The sequence below is a fragment of the Paludisphaera sp. genome (genome assembly GCF_037189885.1).
Lineage (GTDB): Bacteria > Planctomycetota > Planctomycetia > Isosphaerales > Isosphaeraceae > Paludisphaera.
Window position 1 is genome coordinate 1 of record NZ_JBBCIR010000083.1, and the last position, 23,092, is coordinate 23,092.

Annotated in this window: 16 protein-coding genes and 1 riboswitch; of the genes, 9 read left to right on the forward strand and 7 right to left on the reverse strand. The window is 72.9% G+C overall.

Annotation, left to right across the window (positions count from 1 at the left end; translation table 11 throughout):
- Positions 1–227: 227 nt before the first annotated feature.
- Positions 228–353: riboswitch (cobalamin riboswitch) on the reverse strand.
- Positions 354–518: 165 nt separating this feature from the next.
- From WG209_RS21045 to WG209_RS21060, 4 genes are all read left to right on the forward strand, one after another.
- A complete protein-coding gene (locus WG209_RS21045) occupies positions 519–3,356 on the forward strand; it encodes a tetratricopeptide repeat protein (RefSeq protein ID WP_337177062.1) in 2,838 nt (945 codons plus the stop codon).
- Positions 3,357–3,627: 271 nt separating this feature from the next.
- Entirely contained in the window at positions 3,628–5,826 is a 2,199-nt protein-coding gene (locus WG209_RS21050) for a cellulase family glycosylhydrolase (protein ID WP_337177063.1), read from the forward strand.
- Positions 5,827–5,896: 70 nt separating this feature from the next.
- Positions 5,897–6,862, forward strand: coding sequence for a bestrophin family ion channel (locus tag WG209_RS21055; protein ID WP_337177064.1), 966 nt, complete (start codon positions 5,897–5,899; stop codon positions 6,860–6,862).
- 148 nt (positions 6,863–7,010) lie between these two features.
- The gene (locus WG209_RS21060; protein ID WP_337177065.1) at positions 7,011–10,397 is read left to right on the forward strand and encodes a serine/threonine-protein kinase; all 3,387 of its coding nucleotides are present in this window, start codon (positions 7,011–7,013) and stop codon (positions 10,395–10,397) included.
- On the opposite strand, the gene WG209_RS21065 is transcribed toward WG209_RS21060, so the two are convergent.
- From WG209_RS21065 to WG209_RS21095, 7 genes are all read right to left on the reverse strand, one after another.
- The gene (locus WG209_RS21065; protein ID WP_337177066.1) at positions 10,376–11,158 is read right to left on the reverse strand and encodes a glycosyltransferase; all 783 of its coding nucleotides are present in this window, start codon (positions 11,156–11,158) and stop codon (positions 10,376–10,378) included. The genes WG209_RS21060 and WG209_RS21065 overlap by 22 nt on opposite strands.
- 189 nt (positions 11,159–11,347) lie before the next feature.
- Complete coding sequence (locus WG209_RS21070; protein ID WP_337177067.1) at positions 11,348–15,043, reverse strand: PVC-type heme-binding CxxCH protein; 3,696 nt, start codon at positions 15,041–15,043, stop codon at positions 11,348–11,350.
- Positions 15,044–15,146: 103 nt separating this feature from the next.
- Complete coding sequence (locus WG209_RS21075; RefSeq protein WP_337177068.1) at positions 15,147–15,878, reverse strand: hypothetical protein; 732 nt, start codon at positions 15,876–15,878, stop codon at positions 15,147–15,149.
- A gap of 39 nt (positions 15,879–15,917) precedes the next feature.
- Positions 15,918–16,649, reverse strand: coding sequence for a hypothetical protein (locus tag WG209_RS21080; RefSeq protein ID WP_337177069.1), 732 nt, complete (start codon positions 16,647–16,649; stop codon positions 15,918–15,920).
- A gap of 27 nt (positions 16,650–16,676) precedes the next feature.
- Positions 16,677–17,360 carry a methyltransferase domain-containing protein gene (locus tag WG209_RS21085; RefSeq protein WP_337177070.1) on the reverse strand — a complete coding sequence of 228 codons (684 nt, stop codon included), beginning with the start codon at positions 17,358–17,360 and terminating at the stop codon, positions 16,677–16,679.
- Between the two features lie 58 nt (positions 17,361–17,418).
- Positions 17,419–17,604, reverse strand: a complete 186-nt coding sequence (locus tag WG209_RS21090; protein WP_337177071.1) for a hypothetical protein — start codon at positions 17,602–17,604, stop codon at positions 17,419–17,421.
- A 70-nt stretch (positions 17,605–17,674) separates the two neighbouring features.
- Positions 17,675–18,763 carry a DUF1559 domain-containing protein gene (locus WG209_RS21095; RefSeq protein ID WP_337177072.1) on the reverse strand — a complete coding sequence of 363 codons (1,089 nt, stop codon included), beginning with the start codon at positions 18,761–18,763 and terminating at the stop codon, positions 17,675–17,677.
- 358 nt (positions 18,764–19,121) lie between these two features.
- On the opposite strand from WG209_RS21095, the gene rnc reads away from it, so the two are divergent.
- The 5 genes from rnc (at position 19,122) to WG209_RS21120 (ending at position 22,973) form a co-directional block, all read left to right on the forward strand.
- On the forward strand, positions 19,122–19,856 hold the full coding sequence (gene rnc / locus WG209_RS21100) for a ribonuclease III (protein ID WP_337177077.1): 735 nt from the start codon (positions 19,122–19,124) through the stop codon (positions 19,854–19,856).
- A 10-nt stretch (positions 19,857–19,866) separates the two neighbouring features.
- Positions 19,867–21,150 carry a hypothetical protein gene (locus WG209_RS21105; protein ID WP_337177073.1) on the forward strand — a complete coding sequence of 428 codons (1,284 nt, stop codon included), beginning with the start codon at positions 19,867–19,869 and terminating at the stop codon, positions 21,148–21,150.
- A gap of 86 nt (positions 21,151–21,236) precedes the next feature.
- On the forward strand, positions 21,237–21,479 hold the full coding sequence (locus tag WG209_RS21110; protein ID WP_337177074.1) for a hypothetical protein: 243 nt from the start codon (positions 21,237–21,239) through the stop codon (positions 21,477–21,479).
- A gap of 102 nt (positions 21,480–21,581) precedes the next feature.
- Positions 21,582–21,905, forward strand: a complete 324-nt coding sequence (locus WG209_RS21115) for a hypothetical protein (protein ID WP_337177075.1) — start codon at positions 21,582–21,584, stop codon at positions 21,903–21,905.
- A 21-nt stretch (positions 21,906–21,926) separates the two neighbouring features.
- Complete coding sequence (locus WG209_RS21120; RefSeq protein WP_337177076.1) at positions 21,927–22,973, forward strand: iron-containing alcohol dehydrogenase; 1,047 nt, start codon at positions 21,927–21,929, stop codon at positions 22,971–22,973.
- Positions 22,974–23,092 lie beyond the last annotated feature (119 nt).

The window sequence follows — 23,092 nt, forward strand, 5'->3', positions numbered from 1 at the left end:
CGCGGCCTCCGCGACGCCCTGCCGAAGCGTCGCGAGGGTCCGACGGTCCCGCCGCGCGCGGGCCGAGGGGATGGGGCCGGTTCGTCCTGGATTCGAGCCATGCCGGGGCCTTCGGGGACGGCCTCGCGGTACGGAAAGGGCGACGATACGCCCCGCGCGGGGCGCGCGGACGGTCGCTCTCCCCCGGATGTCTGAGGCCGAGACATCTTCCGGGTGTCCGAAGGGCCGTGTTCTGGCTCGCGAGTCGGGCGGTCCCGGAACGCCTTCCCGCGGGCATCGGCCCGCAGTGGCACGTGGTCCGGGGACCTCCTCGCTTACAGCGGCGGTCCCGCGCCGGAATTTCACCGGCTTCCTGTTCGGCGGCATATGGCCGAACGCCCATTCGGATTCGCCGGACTGTACATCGGCCGGGCCGCCCGACGCAAGACCGACCCGGCGAATGCCGGATCGGCGACGGGGCGCGTCGCGGGCGTCCATCTGGTAACGTGAATCGATCGACATGCGAGGAGGGGGCTGTCATGGTTTACGCGACGTTCTTCGTGCTCGCGGCGCTGACGGCGCAGGCGGGGGGGCCGGTCGACGCGGAAGGTGCCGCGCGGCTGATGCAGTCGGGCCGCTACGCCGAGGCGGAGGAGGCGTACGACGGCCTAGCCGCGAAGGCCGAGGCCGATTCCAAACCCGAGCCGATCGAGATAACCCTCGGCCGCGCCGGGGCGAGGGCCGCCCAGGGGGAGGCCGACGCGGCGATCAAGCTGTTGGAGGCGGCGGAGGCGAAGGGGCCGAAGTCCGCGAAGATCCCCGCGGCGATCGCCGACCTCCACTTCTCGCGGGGCCGTTGGGAGGAGGCCGACGCGGCCGTCGCCCGCGCCCTGGCGATCGACGCCGACGACCTGCTCGCGCGCTGGACCGCCGCCCGCCTCCTGCAATCGCGGGGCGAGCTGGAGAAGGCGGTCGACGCCTGCCAGTGGTTCGTGGACCGCTACGCCGCGAACCCCGAGAAGTACTCTCGCGACGCCGAGGCCCTGCTCCTCATCGGCCAGGCCGCCGAGCGCTACTACCGCGCGAGCGCCCGCGGCGAGGAGCTGGCCGAGTCCCTCAACGACGTCATCAACGAGATCTACGAGGGGGCCCTGGAGGCCGACCCCTCCTGCTGGCGGGCCCCGTGGCTGGAGGGCCGGCTGTTCCTCGCCGGCTACAACGAGCGCGCCGCGGCGAAGGAGCTGGCGCGGGCGTCCAGGATCAACCCGCTGGCGCCCGAGGTTTTGGTGACGCTCGGCCAGGCCGACTTGCAGGGCTACAAGCTGGGCGCCGGCCGCAAGAAGGCCGAGCGGGCGCTGGCGACCAACCCGAACTACGTCCCGGCGCATGTCCTGATCGCCGACCTGAACATATCCGACGAACGCTTCGCCGACGCGCTGGAGGCCGCCAACAAGGCCGTCGCCGTGAACCCCCGCGACGAGGCCGCGCTGGCGCGCGTGGCCGCCGCGAGCCGGCTGCTGGTCGACCCCGCCGGCGCCGCCGCGGCCGAGCTGATCGCGCTTTCGAACAACCCCCGCCCGGCCGACTTCCACGCCGCGCTCGCCGAGCGGCTGGCCGACCGCCGCAAGTACTACACGGCCGAGCGGTCGTTCCTCCTGGCCGCCCAGGCCGACCCCGGCCGCGCCGACGTCCCCATCGGCCTGGGGATGCTCTACATGCAGATCGGCCGCGAGGACGAGGCCGCCGCGCTGTTCAACTCGGCCTTCGCCGCCGACCCCTTCAACGTCCGCGCCGACAACATGATGAAGGTGCTCCGGCACATGAGCGCCTACAAGGAGATCGAGACCGATCACTTCTCCGTCGCGTACCTCCCCGGCCAGGACGACCTGCTCGCGAAGTACATGTCGGAATACCTGGAATCGGTGATGGACGAGCTGACGGACATGTTCGGCTACGCGCCGCCGCGCCGGACGAAGATCCAGATCATGAAGGACCACGGCTGGTTCAGCGGTCGGACCGTCGCCTTGCCGTTCATCCCCACCGTCGGCGCCTGCACGGGGACCGTCGTGGCGATGGCCAGCACCCGGACGATGAACAAGCCGTATAACTGGGCCCGGGTCATCAAGCACGAATATACGCACGTCATAACCCTCCAGCAGACCGAGTTCAACATCCCCCACTGGTACACCGAGGCCCTCGCCGTGGAGAGCGAGCGGAGCCCCCGGCCCCAGGAGTGGAACAAGCTGCTGCTGGAGCGCGTCCCCGCGCGGAAGAAGCTGCTGAACCTGGACACCATCAACCTCGGCTTCATCCGGCCCGACGAGCCCGACGACCGCCAGATGGCCTATTGCCAGTCGCAGCTGTACGCGCAATACATGGCCAGGCGCTTCGGCGACGACGCGCAAATCAAGATGCTGGCCGCCTATCGCCGCGGGCTGACGACCGAATCGGCGATCCGCGATTGCTTCGACGTCTCGAAGGAGGACTTCGAGAAGGGCTATCTCGAACACCTGGACGAGGTGGTGAAGACGATCAAGGCGCGGGTGGGCCCGACGGAAGAGGTGAAGTTCTCGCAGCTCGAACGCCAGCTCAAGGCGAGCCCGGAGGACGCCGACCTCAACGCCCGGATGGCCTACGAGCACTTCGCCCGCCGCGACCTGAAGGCCGCCCGCCCGCTGGCCGACAAGGCCCTGAAGCTCAAGCCGCGGCACCCGCTGGCCAGCTACGTCAAGGCCCGGCTGTTCACCTCCATCGGCGACGACGACGCGGCGCTCGAGCTGCTCGAACCGGCCCTCGACCCCGAGCACCCCGACGAGCGCGTCGTCGACCTGCTGGCGGAGCTGATGCTCAAGGCGGGGCGGCTGGACGAGGCCGAGAAGCTGTACGAGCAGGCCCACCAGGCCGACCCCCAGCACACCAAGTGGCTCGCCAACCTGGCGCGGGTCCACCTCCGCCAGAAGAAGACCGAGGCCTTCCTGGACGACATGGCCCGGATCGCCGACAACGAGTCCGACAACTTCCCCGTCCGCCAGAACCTGGCCGAGCGCTGGCTCGCCGCCGAGGACCCCGCCCGGGCCGAGAAATGGGCGTGGGAATGCCTGTACGTCGACGTCTACAACCCGACCTCGCACGTCATCCTGGGCGACGCGTTCGCCGCCGGGAAGAAGTTCGACCAGGCCGCCGCGGAATACCGCGTCGCGCTGGACCTGAAGCCCAAGAAGCCGGCCGACATCAAGCTGAAGCTCGCCCGCGCCCTCCGCGACGCCGGCCAGCCCGACGACGCCCGGTCCACCCTCGACGAACTCCTCAAGGCCGACCCCGACCATCCCGAGGCCAAGGAACTCCGCGAGGAGCTGGAACCGACGAAGGCGGGATGACGTCGCCCGCCGGGATCATTCCCATGAGCGAGCCGCGGAGATTCTCGATCCGGGAGCCGTGACCGATTGAGCCGTCACTGGCCGACGGACCTCGCGCGTTTCGCGCCGGAAGCGGAGCGTCCCGAGATCCGCGGCCTTGATGCCGAGCGTCTCCAGGCTCTAAAAAATCGCGCCGGGATCTTCGAACCGCGAGTGGCATGGAGCCGTATAGGAGCCGAAGCCGGCCCCCGTCGCGCCGACGGGGGGCCGGGCTCCCGCGCCCGAGCATGCCATGAAACCACTCCCCCCCCTGCTCGCCCTGTTGACGACCGCGCTGATGGCCGGCGCGCCCCCAGAGGGGGGGCTCCCCGGCCCGACCGTGCCGGACGGCTTCGGCGTCAACATCCACTTCACCGACCCCCAGCCGGGGGAGATGGAGCGGTTCGCGGAGGCGGGTTTCCGGTTCGCCCGGATGGACCTGTTCTGGCAGTCCGTCGAGCGCGAGCGCGGGCGATACGACTTCTCGGCGTACGATCGGCTCGTCGACCATCTCGACAAGGTCGGCGCCCGCGCGTACTTCATCCTGGACTACGGGAACCCGCTGTACGACGGCGGCCTTTCGCCCCACACGCCGGAGGGCCGCGCGGCGTTCGCGGCGTTCGCGAAGGCCGCCGCGGGGCATTACCAGGGGCGGGGCGTCGTCTGGGAGATCTGGAACGAGCCCAACATCGACTTCTGGAAGCCCAGGCCCAACGTCGACGACTACACGGAGCTGGCCGTCGAGACCGTGAAGGCCGTCCGCGAGGCCGACCCGAAGGCGACCATGCTGGTCCCCGCCTCGTCGGGCTTCCCCTGGGACTTCTTCGAAACCCTGTTCGCCTCGGGCATCCTGGAGGACGTCGACGGCGTCTCCGTCCACCCCTACCGCGAAAGCCACCCCGAGACCGCCGCCGAGGACTACGGCCGCCTCCGCGCCCTCATCGCGCGGCATACTCGGAAACAAGTCCCCATCGTCTCCGGCGAATGGGGCTACTCGACGGCCGAGGGGCGGTTCAGCGAGGCCGAGCAGGCCCGCTACATCGTCCGCGAATACCTGGCGAACCTCGCCAGCGGCGTCAATCTCTCCATCTTCTACGACTGGAAGGACGACGGCCCCGACCCCAAGGAGAACGAGCACCGCTTCGGCACCGTCCGGCAAGACCTATCGCCCAAGCCCTCGTTCCTGGCCGCCCAGGCGCTGATCCGCGAACTCAACGGGTACTCATTCAAGCATCGCCTCCGGGACGAGTCGCCGGCCGGGTGGAAGCTGCTGTTCGCGAAGGAAGGGGCCCTCGCCGTCGTCTCGTGGACGACCGACGCGGACGCGCCCGAGGCGGCGCGGACGCCCGCGGTCCGCCATGTGAAGGACTCCGACCCGGACGCGGCGGGACTGGCGGTGCTGGCGAAGATCCAGGCACCGGTCGGCCCGGTCGCCGAGGATCGCGACCGTCCGTTCCGGCTGGGCATCGGACTCGCCACACTGAACGGCGGCGAGTTCGAGGCGCGGATAGCCGGCTCGGACAGGCCGCTGGAGGTCGATGCCGTCCTCGGCGACGGCCCATTTTCCCTGCACGTTTTCAGCACCCCCCCGCATCCCTACCGGACCCCCCACCGCGAGATCGCCCTGGAGATGACCTATCAGGGGAGCAAGCTCCCGGCGCTCGCGCCGATCCAGGTCTGGCGGTCCGACCCGCTCTCCCTGGCTTTCGCCCCGCGCGACGGGGCGTATCGGGCGGCTATCGAGAACCCGTCGAAGCGAGCCTTCCGCGGCCGGCTGGCGGCGAGGGGGCCGGACGGGGAGGAGATCGCGTCGGCCGTGGTGGACATCCCCGAAGGTCAAGCCAGCGGGGAGGCGAGCCTCAAGGTGGATTCGCCGACGATCGACGTGGCGCTGGTCGACGCCGACGGCGAGGCGGTCCTGCCGCCGATCGTCGGGCGGATCGAACCGATGAGGGGCCCGGACGGCGGCGACGTGCTGGACGCGCTCGAGGCCGACCTCCACGTCGACAACGCCGGGACCGGCGGCGCGCCGCTGAGGTCGTCGATGGAAGGCGACGGGCGCGTGTTAACGATTTTTTATGATTTCGATCCCGGCTGGCGTTACCTGGTCGTCCGCCCTCGGAAGCCCCTGGAAATCCCGGAGAAGGCGAGGGAGGCGATGTTCTGGCTGAAGGGGGACGGCTCGGGCGCGTACGTCCGGTGTCGTTTCGTGGACGGATCGGGGCAGACGTTCCAGCCCGACCTCGGTAGGCTGGATTTCCTCGGCTGGAAGTCGGTCCGGGTCCCTCTCGACGGCTCCGCGCCAGGCGGGCGCTGGGGCGGCGAGGGGGACGGCGTGCCGCGCGGCCGCCTGCGTTGGGAGGCGTTGCTGCTGCTGGACTCGCCCCACCGCGAGGCGGGGGGGCGGGGCTCGGCGGCGATGGCGTCGCCGTCGTACCGGCTGGACCCATGATCGAATCGGATCGGATGAGATTCACTGGCCCCCCCTCGGGCGGGGGTCGACCCGGGAGGCGTCTGGGCCCGTGAGATCCCGCGACAAGGAGCTGCTCTTTTGGGTCGAGGTGTTCGGCGTCCAGGGATCGGCGGTGCCGCTGATCCTGCTGCGCGTGCTCATCTTCGGCGCCTTCGCGGCGCTGGTCACGCTGATCGACGACGCCGCGCATGGGATGTCATTGCACGTGGGCGTCGGCCCCCACGAGGTGGCCGGCGCCGCGCTGGGCCTCCTGCTGGTCCTGCGGACCAACGCCGGCTACGACCGCTGGTGGGAGGGGCGCAAGCTCTGGGGGGGGATCGTCAACCAGACGCGGAACCTGGGCATCCAGGCGCTGGCCTACGGCCCCGAGGACCGCGAATGGCGGGAGCAGGTCATCCGCTGGACGGCCGCCCTGCCGCACGCGATCCGGCTGGGCCTGCGCGATCAGCGCGCCAGCACGTCGGTGACCGCGCTGCTGGGGAGGGAGGCCGCCGATCACCTGTTCGCCTCCCACCACATGTCGAACGCCGTCTGCCTGCGGATCGGGGGCCTGCTCCGCCGCGCCCGCGAGGAGATGGGGATGGACGGGTTCGCGTTCACCCGCGCCGAGGAGCAGCGGGCCGTGCTGATCGACCACATGGGGGCCTGCGAGCGGATCCGGTCGTCGCCGCTGCCGGTGGCGTACCGGATCGAGATCCGCCGCTTCATCCTGTTCTTCCTGGTGACGCTGCCGTTCGCGCTCGTGGGCGAGATCCACTGGCTGACGCCCCTGGTGACGATGCTGGTCGCGGCGCCGATCCTGGCCCTGGACAAGATCGGGACGGAGCTGCAATTCCCGTTCACGGCGACGAGCCTGAACGCCCTGCCGCTGGACCAGCTCTGCCTGAAGATCGAGACCGACCTGCTGGCGATGCTGGACGCCGGCGACCCCCTGCCGCCGGCCGCGCCGGATCGCAGGGGGGGGAGCGTCGCGGAGGGATCGCGTCAGGCGCTCGGCCGGGCGACGGCCACCTGAGGCGACGCGGGCTCGCGGGCGTGCCTGCTTGAAAAGCCCGGGGCGGGCGGTCACGATGGGGATGGCCCGCCGGGCGCGTCGACCTCGCCGCCCCGCGCCGCCCGATCAACCTACCCGAGACCCCAGGCCAGGCGGGGGCGAGGCGAGCATGCCCACGGCCAGCGGCGGCGCCACCGACAGCACCCCCGGCCGGCGCGACGCGACGAGCGTCGAGCCGGCCGGAGCGGCCGGCGCGCCCCGGTTCGAAAGGCCGCGGGTCTTCGGCGACTATCGCATCCTGCGCGAGATCGGCCGAGGGGGCATGGGGGTCGTCTATGAGGCCTGGCAGGTCTCGCTGACCCGCCGGGTGGCGCTCAAGGTCCTCTCGCACGGCCTGGCCGACACCCGCCGTCGGCGGCGGTTCGAGCGCGAGGCCCGGTCGGCCGGCCGGCTGCACCACACGAACATCGTCCCCGTCTTCGGCTTCGGCGAGCACGAGGGGACGCCCTACTACGTGATGCAGTACATCGAGGGCGTCGGCCTGGACGCGCTGCTGGACCAGGCCCGCCGCCAGCCGGGCCACCTCGCGCCGACCGAGGCCGCCACCATCTCGGACACACCGCCCCCGTCGGGTCCGATCGTCCCGGAGGCCTCGGAGCCCTCCCCCCCCGGATGCGGGGCCGACTCCGAGTCGGACGCCGGGGACCTCGACCCGGGGGGCATGACGCTCTCCCCCGGATGGCCCTCGGAGGAGATGGAGGACGGCCCCGCCCGCTGGAAGTGGGTGGCCCGCCTGGGCCTCCAGGCGGCCGGCGGCCTGGAGTACGCCCACTCGCAGGGGGTCCTGCACCGCGACGTGAAGCCCTCGAACCTCCTTCTGGACGGGCGCGGGAACCTCTGGCTGACCGACTTCGGCCTGGCGAAGTGGGCCGGGCACCAGGACCTGACGCAGAGCGGCGACATCGTCGGCACCGTGCGCTACATGCCCCCGGAGGCGTTCGATGGGATCCGCGGCCCCGCCGGCGACATCTACGGCCTGGGGCTGACCCTCTTCGAGCTGCTGGCGCGGCGTCCGGCGTTCGACGCCGGCGACCGCGCCCGGCTGATGTGGCAGGTCTCGCAGGCGTGCCCCCCCTCCCTGCGCTCGATCGACCCGCGCATCCCCCTGGACCTGGCGACGATCGTCCACAAGGCGATCGAGCGCCTGCCGGCCGACCGCTACGCCTCCGCCGCCGAGATGGGCGCCGACCTGGCCCGGTTCCTGGAGGACCGCCCGGTCCAGGCGCGTCGCGCCTCGCCGGCGGAGCGATACTGGCGATGGGCGCGGCGGAACCCGGCGATCGCCATCCTGGGGGCGATCCTCACGGCGGTCCTCGTCCTGGCGACGGTCGCCTCGCTCGCGGCGGCCGGCGTGTTCCGCGAGCAGGCCAAGGCCCAGCGGCTGCTGGCCGAGTCGGCCCGCCGCGCCCACGACGAGGAGGCGGACGCCCGCCGCGTGGCCCAGCTCGCGCTGCGCGACCTGGAGGCCGCCCGCGAGGAGGAGGACCGGACGCTCTACGACACCCGGGCCAGCCTCGCGGGCGCCGCCTGGGCCGCCGACGACTACGGCCAGTACCGCGCGCTGATGGACCTGATGCGGCCGAGGCCCGGCGGGGTCGATCGCCGGGGCTGGGAGTGGCGCCAGCTATTGAGCCTGGACTCCGAGTCCTTGCGGGCCGTGGGCGTCCCGGGCGAGTCGTTCGCCGCGGTCGCGATGCGGCCCGACGGGGCCGAGTTCGCCACCCTCTCCCTCAACGGCGTCATGCGGATCTGGGGGGCGGCCGACGGCCGCGAACGGCTGACCATCCGGGCCCCCAACGCGTCGGGCCGCAATTCGGACCTCCGCCGCGGCGTGCTGGCGCTGGCGTACAGCCCGGACGGCCGCCGGCTGGCCGGGGCGGGAGGCGACGGCGCGATCGGCGTCTACGACGCCGAGACCGGCGGCCGCCTGCGCCTCCTGGACGCCGACCCGGCGTCGGTGCTGTCGATGGCCTGGACGCCCGACGGCGCGCGGCTGGCGGCCGGGATCGCCTCCCACATGGTCCTGGTCTGGGACGTGGACTCCGAGATGCTCGCGCCCGGGCCGCCGGTGGGGCACGCCGGGCCGGTCGCGGCGGTCGCCATCGGGCCGGACGGGATGGCCCTCGCCTCGGCCAGCGTCGACGGGACGGTCAAGCTCTGGTCCCTGGAGGATTCCCCCCGGCTCCTCCACGAGTTGAAGGCCCACCAGGGGGAGGTCCGCGCCCTGGCTTTCGGCCCGGACGGCTCGCGGCTCGCCTCGGCGGGGCTCGACGGCGCCGTCCGGATCTGGGACGTCGCCACGGGGATGCCCGTGTCCTCGATCGCCGGGCACGCCGGCGGGGTCGTCTGCCTCGCCTGGCCGCGGGACGGCGGCTGGCTGGCCTCCGGGGGGAACGACAACCAGGTCCGCCTCTGGGATCCGGCCACCGGCCGCTTGCTCCACAAGTTCCTCGGCCACTCGGAGGGCGTCCGATCCCTCGGCGCGGCGACGGGGGGCGCGGGGCTCGTCTCCGCCTCGTCCGAGGGGATCGCCAGGGTCTGGGACGCCCGCGCGCCCGCCCGGCCCCGGACCCTGCAAGACGCCCCGCAGACCCCCTACGGCGTCGCCGCCTGCGTCGCGATCTCCGGCGACGGCCGCCTCGTCGCCTCGGGGCATCACGACGGCGTCGCCCGCGTGTGGGACGCCGCGACCGGGGCCCCGCTCCACCGGCTCAAGGTGGCGAGCACGGGCGTGCGCGCCCTGGCCTTCAGCCCCGACGGCCTCCGCCTCGTCGCGTCCTGCGGCATCCCCGAGCGCCCGCGCGGCGAGGCCGTCGTCTGGGACCTGGAGGGGGGGCGGCGGATCGCGACCTATCGCGAGCACGGCGACGTGGTCGACGCGGTGGTCTTCCTGGACGACCGCCGCGTCGCCTCCGCCGGCGGCGACCACAGGATCCACGTCTGGGATCCCGCCAACGCCGAGCGGATCATGACCCTGGAGGGGCATGGCGGGGCGGTCCGGCGGCTGGCCCTCTCCCGCGAGCGTCGCACGCTGGCCTCCGGCGCGGACGACGGCTCCGTGCGCCTCTGGGACACCGAGACCGGCCGGCCCGGCGCCGTCCTCCCCGCCGGCGCCGAGATCCTCGCCCTGGCGTACTCCGTGGACGGTCGGCGGCTCGCGGCGTCCGTCCGCGGCGGGTCGATCCTCGTGTGGGATCCGGACCGTCTCGACGCCCCCAGGCGCCTGGACGACCACGCCCGCGACGTCCTCGCCCTGGTGTTCAGCCCGGACGGCCGCCTGATCTCCGGGGGGCTCGACAAGTGCGTCCGCGCCTGGGACGTCGACGGGGGCTGGCCGCTGCTGGCCCTCCGCGAGCACAGCTCGGCCGTGACCGGCCTGGCGATGTCGCGCGACGGCGCCCGGCTCGCCTCCTCCAGCCACGACCACACCGTCAAGCTCTGGGACGTCCCCCCGGGCGACTCCCCCCTCTCGCCTCAGCCCGACAGGGCGAAATAGGCGACCGCCCCCGCGACGGCCCCGGCCGCCGCGACCACCACGAGGGCCCGCGCCGGCCGCAGCCGGAGGCCCTCGCGGACGATCGTCGCCAGGATCCGACGGCCGTCGCGGAACGCCCGGAGCTTGCTCTCCGTCCCCTCGACGCGCGGCCGATACGGGACCTCCACGTCCACCGCGGCCAGCTCGCGCGCCACGGTCGCCGCCGCCAGCTCGGTCTCCACCTCGAAGCCCTCGGATCGCAGGCGGACCTCGCGGAGGAATCGCCGGCTGAACGCCCGATAGCCCGAGAGGAGATCGCCCGCGCCGGGGCCGATGAACGCGCGGAACGCCCCCCGCAGCAGTACGTTCCCCAGCGCCCGGACCGGCGCCATCGCCCTGGCCCCCCCCTCCGGGCGCCTCACGCCGACGACCGTCTCGGCCCGCCCCTCCAGGATCGGCGCGATCATCCGGGGGGCCTCCTCGGCCGGATACGTGCCGTCGCCGTCGGCCATCAGGACGACGTCGTAGTCCCGCAGGGTCTCGAACGCGGCGCGGACCGCGAACCCCTTGCCGCGATCCGGCACCGGCACGACGCGCGCGCCCCTCGCCGCGGCGATCTCCCCCGTTCCGTCGTCGGAGGCGTTGTCGAAGACGAAGACCTCCGCGCCGGGCAGGGTCGCGCGGAAGGAGTCGACGACGAGCCCGACGGCGGCGGCCTCGTTGTAGCACGGCAGGGCGACGGCGACCTTCGGCGGTCGCGCTGGGGCTTGGGATGGTTCCACGGTCTTGGCGATCGTTCCTAGAGGGGGCGAACTGGGGCCATCAATCATACCGTCCTCCCCCCCTGCTGGGGGAAGGTGGCCCGGACGGCCGGATGAAGGGGGGGACGAGCGAGACGGCCGGCGGAGTTCACGGGGGGGCTCCTCCGGCCGTCGGCCCGGCCCGGCGTCCCGAAGCGGGGCGAGACCCCGTCAGCGTCCGGCCGCCTCCCCGTCGAAGGCGACCGGCGCGGGCGCGACGATCGTCGTCGCCAGCCAGCCCTCGGCGCCTTCCGGGGGGGCCTTCGCCCGGATCAGGAGGTTGGCGCGCCCGGCCGGCAGCGACAACGAGGCCGTCGCGGGGCCGTCGGGCTCGGCCCGCTTCAGCTCGACGGGGAGGCCGTCGAGCCACGCGGACGCCTCGATCGGGCCGTCCAGGACGAGCGTCGCCTCCTGCGCCCGGGGGGACTCGATCGGCGTCATGGCGAGCGCGGCCTTGCCGGGGGCGAGGAACGCCGCGAGGTCCACGCGGCCCTCGGCGTCGGCGTCGGCCCGGCGCCACGAGAGCGACCTCCCGGCGCCGTCGTCGACCGGGGCTTCGGCGTCGGGCGCGCCGGCCGGGTCGACGCCGGGACCGTCGCCGGCGATCGGCCCGACCGCGCGGAGCTGGCCGACCACGCCGACGGGGGCGCGGAGCGTCCCCAGGTAGGCGAGCAGGTCGACGAGGTCGCCGTCGCTCATCGTCGCGGCCAGGTCCTCCGGCATCAGGGAGGTTTCGCTCGTCCGACGCTCCTCGACGTCCCTCGGCGCGATCGTCACGCGCTCCCCCTCGGCCGTCTTGATCACGATCCGCGCGGGGGTCTCCTCGACGAGGAGCCCGGCGACGACGCGGCCGTCGGACAGGGCCAGGATGGCGGAGCGGAAGTTGTAGCCGATCGCGGCGCTCGGGTTGATGATCGAGTTCAGCAGCTCCCCCTTGCCGTACTTCTCGCCGATGGTGGAGAGGTCCGGCCCGACCCATCGGCCCCGGCCCTGGACGCGGTGGCACGAGGCGCACGAGTCGGACGCCTTCCGGAAGAAGACGGCCTCGCCCCGCGCCGGGTCCCCCTCGCGTCGCAGCAGCTCGTCGATCGGCGGCAGCGGCCGGCCGCTCGCGGTCGCGGGGAGGGGCAGCACGGCCGCCGCGGCCTCGCGCGCCCGGCGGTCGGCCGAGGCGTGCAGCGTGGCCGTCGCCTCCGTCTTCAGGTCGTCGGGCAGGCCGCCGGCCTTCGCCAGGTCGACCAGCCGGAGGCCCCCCTCGGGGAGCTTCGCCAGCGTCCGCAGGGCCTCGCGCCGCAGGGCGACGGGGTACTCGCGGTCGGTGAGGATCTCCTGGAGCCGGGCGCGGGCGTCGTAGAACTTCGGGATGGCGCGCACGGCGGCCTCGGCGCGGGCGCTCGACTCCTTGCCGCGGGCGCCCGCGATCAGGCCGGTGAGCGACCGGCTGGGCGTGCCGCCGACGGCCCCGATCGCCTCGACGGCCTTCGCGGCGACCACGTCCGGGACGGCCGGGTCGACGGCCAGCGCCTCGAACGTCGCCCGGTAGCGCGGGACGCCGGTGGCGGCGGCCATCGCGATCCCCTGGGCCCGCCGGGCGGGGTCGCTCAGCGCGGCCTCGATCACCCGCGCGACCGCGGGCCGGCTCCGGGCCTCGTTCCACGGGCCGGCCAGCCGCTCCGCCAGCATCTCGTGCAGCATGGCGCGACGGGTCGGATCCTCGGACCGCTCGGCGAGGAGCGCGGCGACGTCGGCCGCGTAAGGGGAGCGGACCCGCGTCAGCGCGTCGTCGCCCGCCTGCTGCAACGCGGGGGTCTTCAGCCGGGGGAGGAGCGATTCCAACGCCGGCAGCGACTCGGGCCGCTGGAGCCGCCAGAGGAAGCCCAGGTACTTGCCCAGGCCCGAGACCTCCCGGTCGGGCGCGTCGACGGGGATGAACGCCTCGTTGCGGTCGACGGGGAAGTACGGCGGCAACGCGACGCGGTCGTCGGCCGCCTCCCCGTCGAGCCTGGCCGGGTCGCCGAAGAGGGACGGGTCCATCAGGCTCGTGATGTACTCCGGCTCGCGGCCGTCCAGCGCCAGGCCGAGCGCCTCCAGGTACCAGCGGTCGCGGCCGTCCCAGCCGGCGGCGAGCTGGCGGAGCGCCTCGCCGGCCTTCGGCGTCGGGACGCTCCGCAACGCGAGGATCAGCTCGCGACGGACCCCGGCGTCGGGGTCGGCCGCCAGCGGGAGTAGGATGTCCAGGTGGTCGAGCGCCGCGGGGGGCTTCTTGGCCTCGGGGTTCTGGTATTCGACGACGCCGTTCTCACGGCAGTCGCGGCCCAGGAGGCGCACGGCCAGCTCGCGGAGCCTCGGGTCGCCGTCGTGGAAGTCGGCGGGGCTCTGGATCACCTCGGCGGCGAGCCCGGCGAGTTGCGGCATCGACGCGGCGACCTGCATGGCGCGGCCGGCTTCCTGGGGCGAGCCTTGCTTGACGAGGGCGCGGAGGGCGTCGGCCGCGGCGTCTCCCCGTTCGAGCAGGCCGCGACGGGCGGCGTCCTGGGCGGCGACGTTCGGCAGCTTCAGCGCCTCGATCAGCCCGGCGACGGAGCCGAAGTCGACCTTCGGCGCATCGGGCCTGGACCCCTTCGGGAAGACGCGGTAGATCCGCCCGGTGTCCTGGTCGGAGAAGGCGTGGCCGCCGACGGCCGCGTCGTACCAATCGGCGACGAAGACGGAGCCGTCGGGCCCCACGCCGACGTCGGACGGGCGGAACCAGGGGTCGTCGCTGGCGAGCAGGACTCGCGCCTCGGCGCGATACGTCGAGCCGTGGCGAACGATCGGGAAGGCGTTGATCTGGCGCGTGCCGGCCTCGGCTTCCAGCAGGCCGCCGAACAGGCCGGGGATCAGCGTCGACTCGTACACGGCGATCCCGCAGGGGCTGCCGTTGCCGGTGCCGACGAGCTTGGGCACGATCCCCGGCGCGTCCTCCCCCCAGTGGAGGGGGCTGCCGGGCGTGCGGTAGCCGAAGTTGCCGCCGTCCATCGTGTGGATCACGCGGCAGCCGCGCCGGCCGTCGTCGTCGTTGTCGCTGGTGAAGCCCTCGCCGAAGGCGTTGCGGCAGGTCTCGTAGTTGTTGCGCTGGCCGTCGCAGACGACCTCGAACTCGGTCCCGTCGCGGTTCACGCGCAGGGTGCTCGCGTGGAGCCGCGCCCGGACGCGACGCCCCGAGGCGTCCGTCACGTCGAAGTTCTGGGTCCGCTCGGACTGGTCCTCCTGGACCGAGCAGCAGCCGTCGCCGTGGGTGAAGTAGAGCTTGCCGTCGAGCCCCAGGGTCATGCCGTGGACGCCGTGGTCGGAGTCGATCCCGCCGAAGCCGGTGAGGAGGTTGGACCGCTTGTCGGCCCTGTCGTCGCCGTCGGTGTCCTCCAGGACGAGGATGTTCGGGCTGACGCCGACGTACACGCGGCAGCCGGCGTACTTGCCCTCGGCGTCGTATCGCTCCTCGACCGCCAGGCCCATCGGCACGGGGAAGATCCGATCGGCGAAGACCGTTACCTTGTCGGCCTTGCCGTCGCCGTCGGTGTCCTCCAGGATCTTGATCCTGTCGGCCTCCCCCTCGCGCGGGAATCGCTTGTTCCCGCCGCGCGTGAGGCGGTAGTTCAGCCCCTCGGCGATCCAGACCCGGCCACGCGAGTCGACGTCCAGGCTGGTCGGGTTGAGCACCATCGGCTCGGCGGCCCAGAGCGTCGCCTCCAGCCCCTCGGCCGGCTTCGCCTTGCTCGCCGACTCCTCCGGCCCCGTCTGAGCGAGGGCGCCCGGCGCGAATCCCAGCAGCGAGACGGCCACCCAGGCCGCGACCCATCGGCGCGGCGACGCATGACGAAGTTCCATCGGTGGCTCCGGGGGAGAGAGACGAGGAGGTCTCGGCGCGCGACGCCCCCATTCTGCCCCGACGGTCGGCACCGGTCCAGCGGCCGGAAAGCCGCTCCGCGCGCTAGGCGTTCCACTTCCCCACGCTCGGCACCTTCGGCCCGAACTTGCCGGGATGCTTGGCGATGACGCGGCGGCCGATCCGGTCCAGGGCGATCAGGATCGCGATCGGGCCCACGAAGATCAGGCCGAGCATGACGAGGAACGGCACCAGGTTGTCGCGACCCGACGGCGGGCCCTCGTCGGCGAACTCGACGAACCAGATCATGGCCGGGAAGACCACGCCGATCGCGAACGCCGAGATCATCATGCCCAGCAGCAGCACGCGGGCCTGGTTGACCCCCTCGCCGATCCAGACCCGCATCCCCGAGCGCAGCGCCGCGATCATCCCCGCCGCCGTCAGCGCCGCCGAGGCGAGGAAGCCGAGGATCCAGGCCAGCATCGCCAGGGCGGCCTCCAGGGGCAGGCCCTCGCCTTTCTCGTGCCGCGGGATCCACGGGATCATGGCGAACATCAGCACGAAGCCCATCAACGCGGCCGTCAGCGTCCCCCAGGCGAGGCGGAACAGCAGGCAGACGCGCGCCCCGGCGGGGTCGGGAACCGCCCTCGCCAGGCGGAATCCTTCGCGGAAGTCGCCGAAGCTCACGGCGACGCACGCCGCGACCACGGCGAACGGCCGATCGACGAACCAGAATACGACGATCGCCGCGACCACCGCCGCGCGGAGCAGTCCGCGACGCGGCCGGTCCTCGGGGCGGGGGAACAACTCCCAGTCGAAGTCGGGGTCGAACAGCATGGGCCCCCCGTAAGCAGCCGGCGATCGGCCCGGCCCGCGCTAGGCGTTCCACTTCCCCACGCTCGGCACCTTCGGGCCAAACTTGCCGGGACGCTCGGCGATGACGCGGCGGCTGATCCTGTCCAGGGTGATTAGGATCGCGATCGGGCCCACGATCGTCAGGCCGCAGAAGGCCAGGAGCGAGACGAGGGCGATCGTCGACGCATCCGGCAGCATCGAGTTGGTGATCCGCCTTAGCCAGATGGCACCGGGGATGAGCACGCCGATCAAGAACGCCGACATGAGCATGCTCAGCAGCAGCATGCGGGCCTGGTTGACCCCCTCGCCGATCCAGACCCTCAACCCCGAGCGCAGCGCCGCGATCATCCCCGCCGCCGTCAGCGCCGCCGAGGCGAGGAAGCCGAGCACCAGGGCCCCCATCGCCATGGAAGATTCCGGTGGCAGGCCCGGCCTTCTAGCGAAGGCGGTCCATTGAAACACCACGAACAGAAACGCGAGGCCCATCGCCCCCGCCTTCCACGCCCCCCAGGCGAAGCGGAAGAGCATGCAGACGCGCGCCCCGGCGGGGTCGGGGACGACCTTCGCCAGGCGGAAGCCCTCGCGGACGTCCCCGTATGCCGCCGCTACGCACGCCGCGACGACGGCGAACGGCCGATCGACGAACCACATCGCGACGATCGCCGCGACCACCGCCGCGCGGAGCAGTCCGCGACGCGGCCGGTCCTCGGGGCGGGGGAACAACTCCCAGTCGAAGTCGGGGTCGAACAGCATGAGTCGCCCCTCGCTCGCGGCCGGCGATCAGCCCGGCGTCGCCTCGAAGACGCCGACGGCCCGGGGCGAATCCCCCTCGCCGATGTCGTACTTAGTGTACGAGACGCGCCAGCCGTCCGCCTCAAGCGTCTCCAGGAACGCGACGGCGCCCGGCCGGTGCGGGTCGGCCAGCAGGACGCGGCCCCCGGGGGCGAGGTTGCCCTCGAAGATGCGGCGGAGCGCCGGGCGGAGCGAGTCGCCGTAGAGGACGTCGGCGCCCAGGATCCAGTCGTACCGGGCGGGGTCGTCCCATTGCTCCCAGTCGCCCTGGCGATGCTCGACGGCCGCGCCGTTGGATTCGGCGTTGCGCCGGGCGAGGTGAAGGGCGAGTTCGTCCTTGTCGGTCTGGACGACGCTCGCCCCCAGCGAGGCCGCCACGATCCCCGGCAGGCCCGCCCCCGCGCCGAGTTCCAGCACGCGACGTCCCCGGAACTCCCCGGCGCGTCCGGCGACCTCGTGCCCAAGCGCGATCGCCGAGGGCCAGAGCGAGACCCCGTACGGCAGGCGGTTGGTCTTCCGCACGATCGCCCGGGTCTCGTCCTCGTCGGTCAGGATCGCGCCGACGTGCCGGACGGACCACTCCCGGCCGCCCCCCCGGAGCCGATACTCCAGCAGCCGGAAGTCCCCGGCCGACGTCTCCAGGATCTCCGGATCGTCGTCGCTCTCGCCCATCTTCGGTCCGATCGTTTCGGGCGCGCCGGGCGGGGAGCGGCCCGGCGCCGCGCCCGCGTTAGCGCTTCTTCTTGCCGGCCGCCTGCTGCTTCGCGTACTCCTCCATGGCCTCGGTGCGCTTGCGGTTGTTCTCCTCCTCGGCGGCCGAGAGGTTCCCGGACGTGTCCACCGAGTCGCCGCAGCCGATCGCCGCGCCCGCCGTCAGGCACGCCAGCGCCATCAGGGCCTTCCTTCGACTGTACATGATGCCTCTCCTCGTTGCGAGGTCGGGGCGGGCGGGCGGCCCGCCCCGGGTTCGTGTTCCCGCGCGTGGGTCAGTAGGAGTCGGAGCCGATGACCTCGCCGCCGGCGCGGCTCCCCAGGCCCCACCAGACGGGCATGGCGACGGCGTCCTTGACGAAGCGGACGGAGCCGTCGGCCATGGCCGCGTTGACGCCGCCGGAGTGGTAGCTCTGGGCGTTGGAGTAGTCCATGCTCGCCCCGTCGCAGCCGCCGTTGCAGTCGGTCCGGCACGCGGCCCACTTGTGCTGGTTGCTGTTCGGGGGGACGATCGTGTTGAACAGGGTCGCCCCCGTGCCGCCCACGGCCCAGTCATGCCCGTGACCGGTGGAGATGTTGCCGGCGTTCGACGGGATGTACTGGGCGGAGCATTGCACCAGGTCCGCCAGGACCGCGGGCTGGTTGTTGAAGGCGTTGCGCACGAAGCCGTTGCCCGAGAGCCCGGCGTTCATGATCATGTTGCCGTCCTGCACCGCCTGCTCCTGGTTGCCCGCCTTGCCCTCGGAGAAGGCGACCGTGTTCGACGAGCCGTCGGTCACGTCTCGGAGGCCGTAGGAGACGCGGAAGCCGAAGACGCCGGACGTGTCGCTGGCGTAGGTCGGCCCGGTCCCCCAGGGGCGCGGGGGCATGTCGCCGCCGACGTTGGTCGAGGGGCCGAGGCTCCCGTAGTAGGAGTTGTTGTTGACCCGCCCGGCCCGGCCGTCCGACGGGCAGAGGAACGCCGCGATCTTCGAGTTGAACGCCGTGGCGTTGATCGGCCCGGAGATCCCGCCGCCCCGGGTCTCGACCATGAAGTTGATGGCGTTGTAGAGCGGCTGCTGCTCCAGGTAGTTCAGCAGCGCCGCGTGCGCCGACCAGTTGTTCCAGCTCGCGGGGGTGACGCCCGGATAGAAGGCCAGCGACGCGCCCATCGGGAACACTTCCTGCGCCGAGTGGTAGTTGTGCATGGCCAGGCCGATCTGCTTCAGGTTGTTGACGCACTGGGACCGCCGGGCGGCCTCGCGCGCCGCCTGGACGGCCGGCAGCAAGAGGGCGATGAGGACGGCGATGATCGCGATCACCACCAGCAGCTCGATCAGCGTGAAGCCGCGACGGCGGCCGCGCGCCTGGTGGACGAGGGACATGTGATGGAGACTCCTGGAGAGGGTCGCGCGGGGAGGCCGTCGGAGAAACGGCCAGGCCGCGCCCCGGACGCGCGAAAAAGAAAATCCTAGGTTGCGCGGCGATCCCAAACGCGATGGGGCCGAAACGGGGCGTGCCGCGCATGATCACCCCATACAAGTACGCAACCGGCGCGCCGTTGTCACGGGCGGGCAAGCGACGCGCCGTCGCGGCGGACGTTCGGCCGGACTCCCCGACGCCCGCCGGCACGGGGTCGGCGCGGCGATTGACACGGGGTTTCGCGTAAGCTAGCCTGAATCCCATCCTCGTCCGGGTTTCGACCGGACTTCCTCGCGCCGATCCTCGCCGGGAATCACCACCATCGCCGCGCCAAATACCACGACCCAACGGGACGAGGCCCGCCTTCTCGCGGAGTGTCAGGGGGTCCTCGGGTACGAGTTCCGGGATCCGGATCTGCTGCGCGAGGCGCTCACGCACGCCTCCGGCGCCGACCACCGGCTGGCGTCGAACGAGCGGCTGGAGTTCCTGGGGGACGCCATCCTGGGCGCCGTCGTCTGCGAGTCCCTCTTCCGCAAGTTCCCCGACTACCAGGAAGGGGAGCTGACGCGGATCAAGTCGGTGGTGGTCTCGCGGAAGACCTGCGCCAAGATCTCCGAGGAGCTGGGGCTGGACGAGTACCTGTTCCTGGGCAAGGGGATGGGGGGGGCGGAGCAGACCCCGTCGTCGCTCCTGGCCGACGTGTTCGAGAGCCTGATCGGCGCCATCTTCGTCGACGGCGGCATGGTCGCGGCGGCCCGCTTCATCGTCCGCCACATGGACCCGGAGATCGACGCGGCCGTGGAGGGGCAGAACGGGCTCAACTACAAGAGCAACCTCCAGCAGGCCTCCCAGCGCGACTTCGGCGAGACGCCGACGTACCTGCTCCTGGACGAGAAGGGTCCGGACCATTCCAAGTGCTTCAAGATCGCGGCCCAGATCGGCCCCGTGCTGTATCCCCCCGCCTGGGGCCGGAACAAGAAGGAGGCCGAGCAGCGCGCGGCGCTGAACGCCCTCTCCCAGCTCGCGGGCTCCCCCATCCCCTACCAGTCGGACTGACGAGGTCGCCGTGGACGGACCGCTCGTCATGGATCTCGGCCTCGGGCCGGTCGTCTGGCTGTTCCTCTCGCTGCTGGGCTGCGTCACGCTGTTCTTCAAGTGGGGCCGGTTCTGGAGCATCCGGAACCTGGACCTCCTGCTGCTGTTCGCGCCGGTGCCGGGGCTGATGATGATCGTCGGCCGTCGGGGCGACCCGCCGTGGATCGCGTTCGCCCTGCTGTTCCTGGGGACGTTCGCGTGGCTGGCGAGGCTGTTCGTCGACCTGGGGTTCTCGCGGCGCCCGCTGCTGGAGCCGAACCTGAACGCATCCGGCCTGCTGACCCTCTCGATCGGCGTCCTGGGGCTGCTGCTGGTGGAGACGGTGAGCCTCCCGGTGGAGGAGGGCGCCAAGCGGAACCCCGCGGAGCCGACCGGCCGCGAGGAGCCGGCCGCTCGCCCGCTCGCCCCGGCCGAGGAGAGCCGGGCCGTCCGCCAGGTGATCGACGCCGCCCCGCTCCCCTCGTCGCTGAAGCACGAGCGGCCCCAGGTGATCCTGGGGCGCGTGCTGGCCGTGCTGGGCCACCTGGCGCTGGCGTCCGGGCTCTGGCTGATCGGCTGGAAGCACTTCGAACGCTCGCTGACGGGTCTCTCGATGGCCTCGTGCTACCTGCTGCTCCCCTACACGAGGATGGCCCTGGTGGACAGCGGCCAGCTGGTCTCCTCGGCGCTGGTGGTCTACGCGGTGTTCTGGTACGCGCGGCCGGCGATCTCCGGGCTGCTGATCGGCCTGGCGGCGGGGTGGATCCCGGCGTGCCTGGGGCTCCTGCCGCTGTGGACGGGCTTCTATCGGGGCCGCGCGCGAGTCGCCTACATCTCGGTGGCGGCCTCGGTCGCGGCGGTCTGCGCCCTGCTGGGGGCGGCCGGGCTGGGGCTCTCGGAATGGGCCCGCGCCCTGGGGGCGCGGAGCGTCGCCGAGGTCGGCCTGCTGCCGCAATACGGGCCCAGGCCGGGGAGCAGCTTCTGGGGGGCCATCGACCCCAGCTTCCGGCTGCCCGTCCTGATCGGCTACCTCGCGATGGTCCTCATCGTCGCCTTCTTGCCGGCCCGCAAGGACCTGGCGCACCTGATCTCGCTCTCGGCCGCGCTCCTGGCGGCCAGCCAGTTCTGGTACCTGGACAAGGGGGGGACGCTGGTCCTGCTGTACCTGCCGCTGGCCCTCCTGGTCATGTTCCGGCCGACCATGAACGCGCGGCGACATCGCGCGTGGGCCTCCCGCAACGGCCCCGCCGCGACCGCCTCCACGCAATCGGCCTGATCGGCGCGAGTCTTGCGACGTCGTGAGCCCGCGCGGCGGTCGCGACGACCGCCGGCCCCACGGCCCAGCGACGGGAGGCGGATTCGATGCGAGGCAAGGCATGGGGGCTCGCGGCGGCGGCGATCGCGTCGGCGGCCCTCCTCGGCTGCTCCAAGGGGGACATGAACCCGAACGCGACGCCCAACGTCTCGGCCCCGGGACAGAACCCGTCGGCCGGGAGCAGCGGGACCAAGCCCCCCGAGACCGACAAGACCACCGGCTCCGGCACCTCCGCCCCGGGCGCGCCGACCGGCACCGACGGCTCGTCGGACTCCCCCAACCCGCGCTGACGACCCCGCCCCCGCCCGAATCCGGGGGCTCCCCCTGCTCAAGCAGGCGGGAAGATGTCAAACTAGACGCGGAACCAACCCGAACCCCCGGAGCCGGGACGCATGGCCGAGAAGTCGCCGCGGCGGTTGAAGCTGGAGGAGAGCCTGCGGGACGATCCCACGGATCCGTTCCTGCGCTACGGGCTGGCGATGCAGTGCCTGCGCGAGGGCGACGCGGACGAGGGGCGGGAACGCCTCAAGTCCCTGGTGGCGGACCGGCCGGACGAGGAGATCGCGGCGTATCAGCAGCTCGGGCAGTCCTACGCCGAGTCGGAGGAGTTCGCCGAGGCGGCCGAATGGCTGCGCGCCGGGATCGAGAAGGCGAGGGCGAAGGGCGACGCCCACGCCGCGGCCGAGATGGAAGGGCTCCTCGGCTCGTTCGACTGACGGTCGCGGGAGGGATGTCGCGTGATCGGCCCGGTCCTGACGTCGCTGAGCAGCCTCGCGCCACCGGCGGGGACGACCTCGCTGGTCGTCGCGCCGACGCGCGTGCGGATCGGCGTCGGCGCGGTCGGCGACCTGCCGGCCGAGCTGCGGGCGCTGGGGGTCTCCCGGCCGATGATCGTGACCGGCCCCGACCTGGTCGCCATCGGCCTCGTCGATCTGGTCCGGGGGTCGCTCCCCGGCGCGACGCTCTGGGACGGTGGCGTCGGGGCGGAAGCCGAGGCGCGCTATCGCGACGACGGCCGCGACGGCCTGGTGGCCGTCGGCGGCGGCTCGGTGACGGCGGCGGCCGGGGCGATGCGCGTCGCCCTGGGCGGGCCGCCCCTGGCGGCGATCCCCACGACGAGCGGGCCGGGGGTGGAGATGATGGGGGCGTCGGCCTCCCTGGTCGTCGTGGACCCGACTCTGGCCCGTTCGCTCCCCGCGGACCTCACCGCGGCGACCGGCCTCGACGCGCTGGGACATTGCATCGAGAGCTTCCTGGCGACGGGCTTCCAGCCGTTCGCCGACGCCGCCGCGGTGGAGGGGATGCGCTACATCTTCCGCGGCCTGGAGGCGGCCATCCAGAACGGCGGCGACCTCGACGCCCGATCGGCGATGGCGACCGGCGCGCTGCTCGGCGGGACGGCCGCGAACAAGGGGCTGGGGGTCGCTCACGCCCTGGCCCGCGCCGCCGAGCCCGACGCCCGCGGCCGTCACGGGACGCTCGCCGCCGTGCTGCTCCCCCACGCGCTTCGGTTCAACCGCCAGGCGTGCGAGCCCCGGATGGCCGACCTGGCCTCGCGGGTGGGCCTCGGCCGCGCCGGCGACGGCCCCGGCCACCTCATCACCCTGGTGGAGCTGCTCCGGGCCAACGCCCCCCTGCCCCGCAAGCTCCGCGACGTGCCCGGCCTGGCCCACGAGCGCCTCGCCGAGTACGCCCGCGTCGCCTCCCTCGACCCGACGCTCGCGGCCAACCCCCGCCCCTGCGCCCCGGCCTTGCTGGAAGAAGTGCTGGACCGGGCGTGGTGAGGAAGGCGTCCCTCAGCGTCCCCCCGACTCGCGCTGGAATCTCTCCAACTCCTTCTGCATTTCGGGGGGGAGGCCGCCGGGGGGAGGTGGCGGCGAGGGGTCCGGCGTCGGGGGCGGCG

Bases quoted from the DNA above. Each gene is read 5' to 3' on its own strand.
- WG209_RS21045 (WP_337177062.1), top strand. From the start codon at position 519: ATGGTTTACGCGACGTTCTTCGTGCTCGCGGCGCTGACGGCGCAGGCG.
- WG209_RS21050 (WP_337177063.1), top strand. From the start codon at position 3,628: ATGAAACCACTCCCCCCCCTGCTCGCCCTGTTGACGACCGCGCTGATG.
- WG209_RS21060 (WP_337177065.1), top strand. From the start codon at position 7,011: ATGCCCACGGCCAGCGGCGGCGCCACCGACAGCACCCCCGGCCGGCGC.
- WG209_RS21070 (WP_337177067.1), bottom strand. From the start codon at position 15,043: ATGGAACTTCGTCATGCGTCGCCGCGCCGATGGGTCGCGGCCTGGGTG.
- WG209_RS21075 (WP_337177068.1), bottom strand. From the start codon at position 15,878: ATGCTGTTCGACCCCGACTTCGACTGGGAGTTGTTCCCCCGCCCCGAG.
- WG209_RS21080 (WP_337177069.1), bottom strand. From the start codon at position 16,649: ATGCTGTTCGACCCCGACTTCGACTGGGAGTTGTTCCCCCGCCCCGAG.
- WG209_RS21085 (WP_337177070.1), bottom strand. From the start codon at position 17,360: ATGGGCGAGAGCGACGACGATCCGGAGATCCTGGAGACGTCGGCCGGG.
- WG209_RS21090 (WP_337177071.1), bottom strand. From the start codon at position 17,604: ATGTACAGTCGAAGGAAGGCCCTGATGGCGCTGGCGTGCCTGACGGCG.
- WG209_RS21095 (WP_337177072.1), bottom strand. From the start codon at position 18,763: ATGTCCCTCGTCCACCAGGCGCGCGGCCGCCGTCGCGGCTTCACGCTG.
- WG209_RS21110 (WP_337177074.1), top strand. From the start codon at position 21,237: ATGCGAGGCAAGGCATGGGGGCTCGCGGCGGCGGCGATCGCGTCGGCG.
- WG209_RS21115 (WP_337177075.1), top strand. From the start codon at position 21,582: ATGGCCGAGAAGTCGCCGCGGCGGTTGAAGCTGGAGGAGAGCCTGCGG.